Source organism: Pseudohongiella sp. SYSU M77423 (assembly GCF_029911965.1).
In the GTDB taxonomy this organism is placed as follows: domain Bacteria; phylum Pseudomonadota; class Gammaproteobacteria; order Pseudomonadales; family Pseudohongiellaceae; genus Pseudohongiella.
Genome location: NZ_JARYTH010000002.1, coordinates 1 through 13113, shown reverse-complemented (window position 1 = coordinate 13113; position 13113 = coordinate 1). Strand labels below are relative to the sequence as shown.

Sequence of the window (13113 nt, the reverse complement as noted above, 5' to 3'; positions counted from 1 at the left end):
ATCAAAGCCTGACAGTTTAGCGCGGAATCGCGACAGTTTGCACGAATTGAGGGGCAGCCGCCGGGCTGGAAAGGAATGGCGCTAAGGCGGCGGTCAGCATCCCGAAGGATGCAGACCGCCAGCGACGAGCGTAAACACAGTTTATGAAATGACTCAGAACTCGACGGTCAGACCCGCTTTAACAGTGCGGCCCAGCCCCATGGTGTTATAACCAGCATAGGTAAACGCCTGAGCACGGGCTGGAAAATAGGCCTCGTTAAACAGGTTCTCAAAACCCAGCGACACGCGCCAGTTGTCGCGGCTATACAGCGCGCTCAGATTAAACACATCGTATCCTTCGACCGGCGCTTCCGCACCGGTGTAACGTCCCGTTACCGGGTCTACCGGCGCAAACCGGTTACGGTTCATCACTTTCATCCACTGCAGGCTGGCAGACAGCCCGTTGCCCACAGTGTAGTCCGCCCACGCAGTGAATTTTGGCGGAGCGATCTTGCGCGCATCAATATAGGCGCCGGTATCCGGATCCTGACCTTCCACATAGGTATAGGTAGTTCCAAGCTCCAGACTTTCGTTCACTGTCAGGCCCAGCGCAAGTTCCCAACCTTCAATTTCCTGCGGGGCGCGCACGGGCACATAAAGGCCACTGCCCGGGGGATTTTCGACAGTCGCAGTACCCAGTTCCGATTCACTTTCATAGATCGCAAATTCGTAATTCAAGGCCCGGTAGCGACCGGCGACACCCAACTCGTAATGATCGATCACAGATGCCTCGGTCTGCACCTGATCCAGGTCCGGCACTGACGCCGCGCGCAGCAGCAGACCCAGGTCGGACACATCAAATCCCTGCGAATAACTTACAAATGGGCTGAATGCAGTGCTGAAGTTATATCGCACACCGGCATTGTATGTAGTATCGCTGTAAGACAGCTTGCCACCTTCTACCGGATTGCCACCGCGACAGACATTATTGGCGCCACACATACGCAGCGTTGTGTAGTCAGGCACATCAATATCGACACTCTCGTCACGCACACCGGCTTTCAGTACCCAGTCATCAATAACAAACTTCGATTGCAGATACAGCGCCTCATTGCTCATGTCCATCTCTGGCACCCAGCTGCGGACATCAGCCAGCGGCTGGGAAGTGACATCATTCAACACGTCCGCACCATAGATAAAGGTTGCTTCCACACCACTCAGGTCAAACACACTCTCCAGATTCAGGCGCAGACCTTCTTTCTCCGAGACAATAACAGAATTGCCGCCGGAGAAGCCGGCTGCCGGATCAGCAAATGTGGTTGAGTAGAAAAATACGTTCTCAATCTCCTGGGTGTAGGCGTCAACCGTCAAACTGGTATTCGACAGTAACTGCGCATCACGGTACTGCAGGACAAAGTTGCTGTTACCGTCAACACCCTGAGGCTCTCCGGGGAACGTCTGTCCAGGCGCGGGTTTGACTGCATAGGTTTTGGTGCCATCGTTAATGCTGCTGGTGACATCGATCAGTCGATCTACCTGTTCGGCGTCATAGTAGTTGGCAGTAAAGCTCAGCGACTTGTCGTCATCAATCTGATAACCGAGCTTGGCAAACAGGCTCTGCGTGCGCACACCGGACAGCCCATACAGCGCCTGACCGATGATGTCGCCCTCCGCATCGCGTTGCACACCGTTGTCATCCACGGTAGCGTTAAACACATAACTGAAACGCTCAACGGTGCCGTCGATGGTCGCGCTACTGCGGAAGCTGGCTGTGTCATCGGTCTCTTCCGCGTTCATGCCCACTTGCTGGGTCAGCGACACATTAAACGCGTCCTCACCCGCCTGACGGGTAATGTAGTTGATGATGCCACCAGCGGCGCCATTGCCGTAAATAGACGTGGCACCTTTAACAACCTCCACCCGCTGCAGGGCGGCCGGATCGATGGTTCTTACATCCAGCGCACCGTTGCGCAGTGGCGTGGACTGCGGCACACCGTCAATCATGACCAGCGTCGTTCTGCCTCGCAGGGTCTGCCCGAAGTTGCTGGTGCTGTTGGTCGTAGGCGCCAGACCCGGCACCCGAAAACTGAGGATGTTCTGCAGTTCTGCAGTCAATTGCAGGTCCTGTTGCAGGGCTTCAGCGTCTACAACCGTCACAGAGGCGGTCACTTCATCCAGCCGCTCGGGCGACCGGCTGCCAGTAACAATCAGCTCCATGATCTCAGACTGGTCGGCGGCCTGAGCCGAGGGTTGTGCCAATACAGCCGTACTTGAAAATGTTGTGCCGCAAACCGCCGCGATAGCGCCTGCCAATGTCAATTGTTTCATTTCCTTCAAACCGCTCCATAGTTCACTGCCCTAAAGTGGCGCGTATTCTAGAGCAAAGATCAGGTGCAATGCAAATAGTTATCATTTATACTATCGCTCGCATTGTCACCACGGAACGTGCATATTCATCATGCGACTGCTCAGAAAACTTCACTTGTACAGCGGACTCCTCCTCTCACTTGCCCTGTTTCTGATCGCCATCTCCGGCGCCGCCCTGCTTTACAAGAATGAGTACTGGGCGCTGCGTTACACACAGATAAACAGCCAGGATGTCAGCCCCAGCGCCAGTGAGCAGGCGGCGGCCATCGCGCAGGCATACGCGCTGTATGGAACTGATCTTGGCAGCCTGAAAATGCCGGAACCCGATCTGGCCGCCTATCATGTCTATCTGCCGGATCATGAGGAAGCATTGCTGGATACAGAAAACCACGCGGTTGTCGATGAGTGGCAGCCAAGACAACGGCTAATGGGCCTGTTGTTTGATATTCATGCCCACCTGATGGCAGGTGATCGCGGGGAAATCGTGGCGGGCATAATCGGCCTTATCGGCGGTCTGATGGCGATTACCGGCATGATTCTGTGGTGGCCCACTCGACGCGCCTTCCGCTGGCAGCAGCTGTGGCCTACAGATACAAGTCGCGCCAGTTTACTCGCCTGGCACCGCGATGCCGGCATGCTGCTCAGCCCATTGCTGTTGCTGTTCATTCTAAGCGGCAGCGCCATGGTGTTTTACACCAGCGTGCAGAAAGGCATGAATGCGATGTTCGGCGACCCCGTGCCAACCATCGAACTGCCCCCGGGGACGCCTGTCGATATTGCTGATCCGGCGCGACCTCTGCCCAGTGCTGACACCATTATGCGCGTGCAACAGGCGCTACCCGATGCAAGGTTGATGTTCTACTACGCTGATGCATTGCCGCAGGGGTTTCATCGCTTTCGCCTGAAGCGTAGCTGCGAACTGCACCCCAACGGCCTGAGCTTTGTTTACACCGATGCCCGCAGCGGAGAGATTGTTGCCGTCAAAGATGCCTGCGCCATGCCGCCCGGGGAGCGTTTGACCAACATGATTTACCCGCTGCACGCCGGCAAAACGGGCAGCGAGTTATACCGGACATCGGGTTTACTGACCGCGCTGGTGCTGGCGGGCTTGGCGGCGACCGGTGTAGTGACATACGCGCAGCGCATTATGCGCCGTGGACGACGGCGCACCGCTTACGCGGCTCGTGGGGCTTAAGGAACCGCCGTCTCCTCCACCCCGCTCTGGCGCGGCTCCACTGGATCAGGGTAAGCCGCGACAATTTCGTCAACCACGGTTCGGAATGATGGAGAGTAATTCTGCCGGGTCGCCAGCCAGTTTACCCGCGCCACACGCCCGCCAGAAAGACCATGCCCTGAATCACTGCCAGACCAGTAGCAAGGTTAAGCCAGTGATGCATTTTTTCAGTCATTCAACATTACTCTTTGCAAACTATCAGCCTTTAGCGCTCAACAGCAATCTGCAGCGCAGCCGCCTCAGCCTCACAATCCCGGTTGGTGCCCAGGCCCTTACCGCTGAACTGCTCAATCTCTCGCGCGGCACCGGCCATGTCCTCACGGAATGTGGCATTGGCCTGCAGGCGGGCCACCGTTGCGGCCGCCACAATCTGCCCCTGAATTACATCCATGGGCCAATGCACGTTACACACCATCCGGCTGTCACCAAACGCCAGGCCCCGTTGGGCAATCGCATCGCCACGTTCGGGCGCCAGTTCACTCAGAATCAATGCCCAGGCCCAGCCGATGGCTGTGTGGCCGGACGGATACGAGCCATCACTGGCCAAACGCTCCTCCTGCCCTTCTACGCAAATAGGCTGCCCGTTGACCACAAAGGGACGCGTGCGCTGATAGTGATCCTTGGCACTGTAGGTGGCCAGTCCGGCATCCGGTATTGTGCGCCGCAACAACTGATAGAGGTAAGGTGTGTCCTGTTCATTAATGGGCATATCCAGCGCACAGGAGAAGGTGCCGGCGGCAGTCGGAAAACTGAGGTCATTGTCCAGGGTTGCCAGATCCCAGCGCGGTGTGTCCCGCAGTGCCAGCATGTTCTGGTTGACGGCCTGTTCCCAGGCAAATGCGGGGGAGTCCGGTTCGGGCGCGGGTGGGATGATGCTCAAGGCATGTGGCAGCTCTTCCGGCGTCAGATAACCAATCAGCATGCCGGGGCGCAATTCCTCAACCGGCGCTGGCTGGCCCATGACGTAACCGTTGGCGCCAAGAGCAAGTACACTGGCAAACAGTGCGGCATTAAGCAGTTCTTTATTGTTTTTCATATTGATGCCCCCGTGCTGTCAGACCCCGAATGAGGTCAGACAGCACGAGTCTATCACGGCAGGATGACGGATCAGAACCAGAGGTTCAGTCCGCCTGACAAGCTTAAGCTCAGGGCACGCCGTACAGCACTTGCGCGCCCCGCAGGGATAACACTTTGTAGTCGGTGACACCGTCTCCGTTATAGTCACCGGCAACAAATGCCACATCATTGATGTCTTTACCCTGCTGCCAGGCGTCAATCTCTTCCTGAGTCAGACCTGTCGACACAAAGCTGGGTCTGAAGACACCGACGTCGACCACATGCACAAAGCCGGTGGCTCGATCCGTGCCTACTGTCAGGTCGGCTTCGATCATCGACAGATAGAAGGCGCTATCCAGCACGGCTGGCGTAATGTTTTGCACTACACCGTTATTGCAGACCAGCTGGTAACGCATATCAGGTGATGTGACCGCACCTGGCACTTCCCGGATGCTGACATCCGTACAGTCGCCATTGGCTGATCGCAGGTCATCATAGGCAAAAACGCCTGAGAACCGCTGCGCACTGCCAAGATCAATGACCACCTTGCCCTTCTCTTCCAGAGCAGGAATATAGCCCATGTCGCCGATTTCCTGCAGGAACCCTGTCAGGTTGGCTGGCGCTGCGGCAACATCCAGGCCCAGATCCCCGTAGACCACAAACAGGCTGCCATCTGCGCTGGGATAGACACCACCGGCCAGTCCATCGGGCAGGAAGGCGACACCGCTGAAGGCCATGCTGTAAAGCGAACCGTCATCCAGACGCCAGCTCATAGTGCTGTCTTCATGGCGGGTAATCCCCGGCGTCGTGCTGGTCGACAGGCCAATAACCTGTCGGCCATTAAGCTCAGAGAGGCCTTGTGAGCCCGACGACGATCCGCCAATGAAACGACCACCGAATCCGCCGCCCAGGCCACCGCCCAGGCCACCTGTTCCCAATCCACCGGAAGGGGCGCTACCAGCTGAGAGGGAAAGACCCCCACCAATGCCGCCGCCGAGCCCGCCGCCAGTGCCGCCAGTGCCGTAGAAGCTGCCGATGCCAGCACCAGAGCCGGTCCCCGTGTTGATGGTGCTCACTCTTACCGGTGTTCCTGTACCACCACCAGAGCCAGTACTGACAGTGACCGTCGTAGTCCCCGACGGTTGGACGCGAGGAAGTGCCTCGCCTGAGCGGGAGATGGACTGACCCAGGCCACTGGCGCCCACTGGAGTCTGTGAACCACCATTACCCAGTACCGCTGAGCTGACGCCTTTCGCACCGTTCACATGACCAGTTTGTAGCGTACCGCCCAGATTTGCGGTACCCGACAAGATCTGAGTAACGCCAGAGCTTGTCGTGGTCGATGGGCGAGTTCCGCTGCCTTGCGTCACCGCTCCGACATTACTGACTACGCTCCCAGTCGACTGCGACAACTGGCTCCTTTGATCGTCGTTCAGCGTTTTGCCGGTCTGATTCAAAGCGGTCAAGACCCGACCGGTCGACTGAGCCAGGGTGTTGGCGGCATCCCGCCGGACCTGATCGGCCGAGCTCGTCCCCGTACCGCCCACGGCCTGGCTGTTGACGACATTGCTTAACTGACCGGCATTATTCAGCGTGGTCAAGGCCTGCCCTGTGTCAATACCGTTCGTGACGGCGTTGGACGAGATCAGGTTGGCGCCCTGCTGCAGCGTACCCGTCACTGATTGCAGGTCACTGCCCGGAATCGTGCCCGACCCACCGGAGCTGCTTTGTGACAACAGGTCATTGGTTCGTCCGCCAACAAAATTGTTCACGTCATTCACACCCGGCGTCGGCACGTCCCCGGTTATCGGCGAAATATACACCGGCGGAGTAGGCGACGTCGCGGGTGGCGGCGCGGGTGGCGGCGCGGGCGGTGGCAAAGGTGGCGGCGCAGGTGGTGTCACCGTCGGTGGAATGGGTGGCGGCAACGGTGGCGGCGGCGGTGGTGGTGGCGGTGACACCGGTGGTGGTGGCGACACAGGTGGTGGCGGCGGTGGCGGCGGTGGCGGTGGACTGCACTCCTCCGTCAGCGCGCTAAACCCCGTACCCGCGCTCGCGCCACCCAGCAACAGAGTGCCATGTACCGCGTAGGCGCTACCGAACTGGCTCGCCTGCCCCAGCGTGAAATTCGAACTGCTCTGTGACGAGGTCGATTCCGAGCAAGTCGTCTGCATCCGCGCGAAAGGCGTAAATGTTGCGCCCGACAAGGTTCCGACACGAGGCGCACCCGCCACCGGCTGCAAGGCAATCCGGTAGCTGTACGCGCCCTGCTGCAGCAGTTTGTTAACAATTTCTGCAATGACCGGGCTGGAATTAGTCAGCCCGGACAGGATGTTCGACGGGGCAATCGTGACCGTCGCGCCCGCAAAGGACAAGACGCCGATATCAGCCGGCCGGCTGTCACTGACAGTGACATTGCTGTTGCGATTTACGTCACGCACGCTGAGTTGCAGATTCTCGGTGCTCAACAGCGTCATACCTGAAATATCACCGTTGGCATCTGTGCTCACCCGCACCACACCCATGACAGCCTCCAGACGGCGCTGGGCATTCTGGTCCTGAATAATCAGTCCCATCCGCAGGTCGTAACTGGAATTGGCCACCTTGTTGTTGTTCACTAACGTGAACGACATGGAAGGTATCTGGCCCGGCAGCGGGTTGCTGATGGTGGAGGAAATGTTGGAAATCAGACCCGCGCTGGTAATGGCGTATTGGCTAGTGCTTGGACCAGGTTCCGTAACAGTGAGCTGATTGTTCTGCAGACTGAAGTCGCTGGCTGCGGCCAGACTGCCAAATCCGATACCGGCAATGGCAGTGCAGATACTCAGCGGACGTTTCTTGAATCGCATAAGGGAGACACTCGGAATGAATTTGTTTTTGGTATTAGCGAGCCGAGTTTATCCTGATCAGAGGCGCGTGGAAACCCCGGCGTGCCAGTTGTTCCTGATTGGATAAAAAACGGGGGAGCGTCAAGAAAATGACACTTTTTCATAGAAACAGGAACCTAGCATCGCTACGTCCCTGTCAATGTAAATGGTGGCAGGCATTTGCCCGGCACCCACGGCTGCCGCACCTGCCCGCCATGTCGACCTTTGATCAGAATGCTGCCGTCAGGCATGCCTTGACAGTGCGACGCGTTCCCATCGTGTTATCACCCGCTTGGCTAAACGCCTTTGCGCGTGCTGGAGAATAGGCTTAGTTTAACAGGCTCTCAACCCCCGGCAACAAGCGCCAGTAGTCACATCTGTACGTGCACTCAAATTCAACACATCATAGCCTTCAACCGGAGCTTCCGCGCCGGCTGAGCGTCCCGCTACCGGATATAACGGCGCAAACCGCTCACGGCTCATCACTTTCATCCACTTCAGACTGGCAGACAGCCCATCGCCTAGTATGTAGTCCGCCCACGCGGTAAATTTCGACGGAGCGATCTTGCGGCTGTCCAGATACACTCCGGCATCAGAATCCTGCCCTTCCACATAGGTGTAGGTGGTGCCGAGCTCCAGGTTTCCGCTCGGCGTGAACCTTAGAGCGGCCTCCCAGTCCTCGTTGATCCGGGGCGCACGCACCGGCACGCTAAGACCGCTGCCGCGCAGGCTTTCCACGGCGACAGGCTGGACAGCCTGAAAATGCCAGAACCTGATATGTCGGGCGATCGCGGCGAGATTGTGGCGGTTAAGGACGCCTGAGCCTTGCCTTCGGGTGAACGCCTCACGAATATGATCTATCCGCTGCATGCAGCTAAAACAGGGGGTGAGGTGTATCGAGTGCTGGGACTGGTGACCGCGCAGGTGCTGGCGGGGTTATCGACGACCGGAGTGATGACTTATTGGCGGCTATTGTTGAGGCGGCGACGGCGGCCGACGGGATCTGCGAGTTCGCGGACAATGTTGGAGTTTTTACCCAAAAATGTGTTGCGGGACACCTATTTGGGCTATGGACCGGCTGATGCCTCCTTGTTAGACTGACGTTGCGGCATATCCGCGGCTGGAAGCAGCGACAGGAGCTCAACAAGAACATGCAGGTCATCCCGGTCATTCTCTCTGGTGGCTCAGGCACTCGCCTGTGGCCTCTTTCACGTAAATACTATCCAAAACAGCTTCACAAACTTACTGGTAGCGACTTCACACTGCTTCAAGAAACAGCTATGCGTTTACGACACCTTGCAGCGCCCATAGTCGTCTGCAATGAAGATCATAGGTTTATGGTCGCGGATCAGCTCCTTTCTATCGGCATTAAACCAACAGCGCTTATATTAGAGCCTGAAGCCAAAAATACCGCACCAGCAATCGCATTGGCTGCCCTCAAAGCCTTGGATACAGACACAAATGCTGTAATTGCTGTTTTCCCAGCTGATCACGTTATTCATGACCAATCAGCATTTGAAAAAGCGTTAGGTACCGCTATCAAAGAAGCAGAAAAAAGCGATGCCTTGGTGACATTTGGTGTAGTGCCGACTCACGCTGAGACAGGCTATGGATATATAGAAGCAACTAGCACGTCCACCTCGTCTAAAACTAGCAGCCCACGAAAAGTGAAACGCTTCATTGAAAAGCCGAATCAAGATGACGCTGAACAATATGTGTCATCACCTGACTTTCACTGGAACAGCGGCATGTTCGTCTTTAAGGCGAACGCATACATCAAGGCATTAACCGAATATGCGCCAATTATTGCCAATTGTTGTAAGTCTGCGTTTTCCGAGTCCGTTGTAGACTTGGATTTTATCCGAATTGGAGAGAACGCTTTCAAGCAATGCCCCAGTAATTCCATTGACTATGCGGTCTTGGAGAAAAGTAAGAACGTCTATGTGGTTCCGTTGGATGCTGGTTGGAGTGATATTGGGAGCTGGACAGCATTATGGGAAATATTACCCAAAGATGAGAACCAATGCGCCACTATCGGTGATGTCATAAAAATTGACTCGCAAAACGCTCTTATTCACAGTGACAATAAAGACAAATTAATAGTTGCAATCGGTGTGCAAGATATCATTGTCGCTGATACACCGAATGCTTTGCTAATCGCACACAAAGATAAAGTGCAGAACGTTAAGCAGGCGGTCGAGCAAATTGCCCATAGTGACAGGAATGAGCATCTGTTCCACCGCGAAGTACATCGTCCCTGGGGTAGTTACGATCGCATAGACTGTGGCGATCGATATCAGGTAAAGCGCATCACTGTAAAGCCTGGCGCATCTTTGTCTCTACAGATGCATCACCACCGTGCTGAGCATTGGGTTGTAGTGACTGGCACCGCACGAGTACAAGTGGGGGACAATGAATCGATACTGAGTGAAAACGAATCTGTTTATATTCCGCTTGGCGTGATTCATCGTTTGACTAATCCTGGAAAGGTTGCTCTAGAGTTAATCGAAGTGCAGAGTGGGAGCTATTTGGGAGAGGATGATATTGTCCGGCTTGATGACGCATTTGGTCGAATGTAGTTTTAAACTACGAGCTGGATAAAACTGGCATTTACAAATATTCAATTGGAAAACGTTATGAACGTTTTGGTAGTAGGTGGAAGCGGATTTATCGGGACCAGGCTTGTAAAAGAGCTAATTGAAGCAGGACATTACGTTAAAATATACGATCTTCAACAAAGCATTTCTTATCCGGATAACACTATCATAGGTGATATCCGTTCAGCGGATAGCCTCGTTCGGGCTGCACGTGGGTTCGATGTAATATATAACTTGGCGGCGGAACATCGTGATGATGTAACCCCCTCCTCACTTTATCATGATGTCAACGTTGCCGGTGCTGACAACGTGATTCAAGCAGCTGTGCGGAATGGCATCAATCATATAGTCTTTACATCATCCGTAGCCATCTACGGACTTAACAAGAACCATCCAGACGAAGGTTCTCCGATCGAACCTTTTAATGAGTACGGTCGGACAAAATGGGCCGCGGAAATGCTATATCAGCAATGGGCCAACGAAGACACATCGCGCAATTTGGGCATTGTGCGACCGGCGGTAGTTTTTGGAGAAGGTAACAGAGGCAATGTCTATAATCTTATCTCTCAAATCAGTACCGGACGTTTTTTAATGGTTGGCAATGGGGAAAACCGAAAATCAATGGGATACGTGGGAAATATAGCCTACTTCCTAACAATATTGGGTAACTTAAAAGGAATTCAGGTATTTAATTTCTGCGATAAACCGGATTTGACCAGCTCAGAAATAGCGGAAATTATTGCCAACGGACTTGGCAAAAAACTGCCTAGCGTTAAGTTACCACTCTCATTGGGGCTTATCGCTGGTTCCTTCTTTGATCTTGTCTCGACTATTAGTGGGAAAAAATTACCTATTAGCGCAATACGAATCCGTAAATTCGCAGCTGAAACTACTATTTCTACTGCAAGACTAAAAAACTCAGGTTATAAACCAAAATTTGAACTAACTGAAGGAATAATTCGAATGATTGAACATGAGTTTGGCCATCAAAACAAACCATCTGTTGCCGATTAAAAACTATCAAATCGCTCTTATGTCCGCTCCAGCTCTCATCTAGTATGGAGAAAACAGTCGAATTCTGATGAGGGTCGCTCTCAGGAAATCAACTCATTTGAGCTGATAAGTAATAGGCAGTACCACCACACAAATTAATCTACAAAATGTGGAATCATGAAGAAAATAGTAATTGCAAATATTACCGGCGGGCTTGGAAATCAAATGTTTCAATACGCCGCCGCTAAGTCGCTCTCGCTGTCATTAGGATTCAATCTATATATTTGCATTGACTCTTATGCCTTAAAGAAACAACACAATGGGTACGAGCTAAATAGTGTTTTTGATATCGAAACACCTGCACTTAGTAGATCGGACTTAGCAAAGTATCTCGGCAGGATTTGCTCAACGTACGTCATTCGTCAATCACTGGCGAGAATGAAGTACTGTAGATATTTAAACAAAAGCTTTATTAATGAACATTATCTCAGCAGACAAAAACACCTGATTACTTCGCGAAGACCATACTATTACTTACACGGATACTGGCAGAGCGACAAATACTTTCAATTACACGAAACTGAAATAAAGAAAATCTTTTCCTTCGAAAAAGCCAAAAAACTCTGCATGGAACATGCGCAACAGATTGAAGACACGAACTCTGTGTCGATTCATGTTAGAAGAGGTGACTACGTTACAAACCAGAAGGCCAATAAGCTACATGGCCAATGCAGCCTTGATTACTATAAAAAAGCAATAGAGCACATGCTGCAATCTCACAAGAATTGTACATTCTTCGTTTTCACTGATACTCCTGAGTGGGCGCGGGAACACATTAAAGCCAATGGAGCACCAATGAAGTTCGTTCACTATACCGGGAAAAACGCATACGTAGACATGTATCTGATGTCTATATGCCGACACAATATTATCGCGAATAGCAGTTTCAGCTGGTGGGCAGCAAAACTTAATGAGAATATACAAAAAACTGTGATAGCCCCCTACAACTGGTTCAATAAAAAAGAAACACCTACCGATCTTTTACCTAAGACATGGAAACTAATGTGAACATTAAGCCTACTGATGTCTTTGGAGACAACTTTGAATTCAGTGTCCTAATGTCGGTTTATCGCAATGACAATCCACAACTATTAGTGAAAGCTGTCGAAAGTTGCTTTTTGAATACAGTAACCCCATTGGTGCTGATATTAGTAATCGATGGACCTATTACAGATCAGCTAGAACAAAAGATTTCCGATCTTGAATCAAAATATCCACTATCTATCGTCAGGCTACCTGAGAATGTCGGCTTAGCAGAAGCGCTGAACGTAGGCCTAAAGCACGTGAAGACTGAATGGGTAGCTCGCGCCGATTCAGATGATATCAACATGCCATTTAGGTTTGAAACCCAACTGCGGGTGCTTTCAGACAACGACTACAATTTGGATATAATTGGCTCTTCAATCATCGAGGTAGATTCGAATGGCAGTAAAGTCGCGACACGGCGCCCGCCCTATACTCACCAAGAAATCTTGAATTTTTCAAAGCAACGTAATCCCTTCAACCACATGACAGTAATGTACCGAAAATCCAAAGTGATAGCGTGTGGAGGGTATCCTAATATATATTTAAAAGAAGATTACGCATTGTGGGCCACAATGCTTGTCAACAATGCCAGAGCAATTAACATAGAAACACCTCTCGTCACCGCGACTGCTGGCAAGGACATGTATAGGAGACGAGGCGGAATCAAATATGCGTTGGCTGAAGTTAAACTGCAGAAACATCTAGTAAACTTAGGATTGAAATCTATGCTTTCTGGCGTAATTGACGGTTTCTTGAGAGCCTCAGTATTTCTTATGCCTGCAAAATTTAGAGAATTGATCTATCTGGCGTTTTTACGGAATTCAAGCCATTCCCCCTCAGAAATCAGCTAGTTATCTTGTAATCCCCCCATTTCCCGCAGCAGTTACTCGTAGAAACTTATGCTGCCATCAGTAATCGTCGAGGTGGTATGCCT

At 52.7% G+C, this 13113-nt stretch carries 9 protein-coding genes; 5 read left to right on the top strand and 4 right to left on the bottom strand.

The genetic code is table 11. The annotated features are described in order from the left end of the window. Positions 1 to 153 precede the first annotated feature (153 nt). The gene (locus QGM61_RS03850) at positions 154 to 2307 is read right to left on the bottom strand and encodes a TonB-dependent receptor (protein ID WP_281132083.1); all 2154 of its coding nucleotides are present in this window, start codon (positions 2305 to 2307) and stop codon (positions 154 to 156) included. A gap of 130 nt (positions 2308 to 2437) precedes the next feature. Between QGM61_RS03850 and QGM61_RS03845 the strand changes: the two genes are divergently transcribed. Next, the gene (locus QGM61_RS03845; RefSeq protein WP_281132082.1) at positions 2438 to 3541 is read left to right on the top strand and encodes a PepSY-associated TM helix domain-containing protein; all 1104 of its coding nucleotides are present in this window, start codon (positions 2438 to 2440) and stop codon (positions 3539 to 3541) included. A 244-nt stretch (positions 3542 to 3785) separates the two neighbouring features. On the opposite strand, the gene QGM61_RS03840 is transcribed toward QGM61_RS03845, so the two are convergent. The 3 genes from QGM61_RS03840 to QGM61_RS03830 all read right to left on the bottom strand — a co-directional run bounded on the left by QGM61_RS03840 (position 3786) and on the right by QGM61_RS03830 (position 8373). Continuing rightward, a complete protein-coding gene (locus QGM61_RS03840) occupies positions 3786 to 4616 on the bottom strand; it encodes an acid phosphatase (protein WP_281132081.1) in 831 nt (276 codons plus the stop codon). Positions 4617 to 4725: 109 nt separating this feature from the next. After that, positions 4726 to 7485 carry a hypothetical protein gene (locus tag QGM61_RS03835; RefSeq protein WP_281132080.1) on the bottom strand — a complete coding sequence of 920 codons (2760 nt, stop codon included), beginning with the start codon at positions 7483 to 7485 and terminating at the stop codon, positions 4726 to 4728. A 351-nt stretch (positions 7486 to 7836) separates the two neighbouring features. Continuing rightward, the gene (locus QGM61_RS03830; protein ID WP_281132079.1) at positions 7837 to 8373 is read right to left on the bottom strand and encodes a hypothetical protein; all 537 of its coding nucleotides are present in this window, start codon (positions 8371 to 8373) and stop codon (positions 7837 to 7839) included. A 281-nt stretch (positions 8374 to 8654) separates the two neighbouring features. Between QGM61_RS03830 and QGM61_RS03825 the strand changes: the two genes are divergently transcribed. From QGM61_RS03825 to QGM61_RS03810, 4 genes are all read left to right on the top strand, one after another. After that, positions 8655 to 10082, top strand: coding sequence for a mannose-1-phosphate guanylyltransferase/mannose-6-phosphate isomerase (locus QGM61_RS03825; protein WP_281132078.1), 1428 nt, complete (start codon positions 8655 to 8657; stop codon positions 10080 to 10082). 57 nt (positions 10083 to 10139) lie between these two features. Continuing rightward, on the top strand, positions 10140 to 11114 hold the full coding sequence (locus tag QGM61_RS03820) for an NAD-dependent epimerase/dehydratase family protein (protein ID WP_281132077.1): 975 nt from the start codon (positions 10140 to 10142) through the stop codon (positions 11112 to 11114). Positions 11115 to 11270: 156 nt separating this feature from the next. Further along, the gene (locus QGM61_RS03815) at positions 11271 to 12161 is read left to right on the top strand and encodes an alpha-1,2-fucosyltransferase (RefSeq protein ID WP_281132076.1); all 891 of its coding nucleotides are present in this window, start codon (positions 11271 to 11273) and stop codon (positions 12159 to 12161) included. Then, positions 12158 to 13030 carry a glycosyltransferase gene (locus tag QGM61_RS03810; RefSeq protein ID WP_281132075.1) on the top strand — a complete coding sequence of 291 codons (873 nt, stop codon included), beginning with the start codon at positions 12158 to 12160 and terminating at the stop codon, positions 13028 to 13030. The genes QGM61_RS03815 and QGM61_RS03810 overlap by 4 nt, the downstream gene beginning before the upstream one ends. The last annotated feature ends 83 nt before the right edge of the window (positions 13031 to 13113 follow it).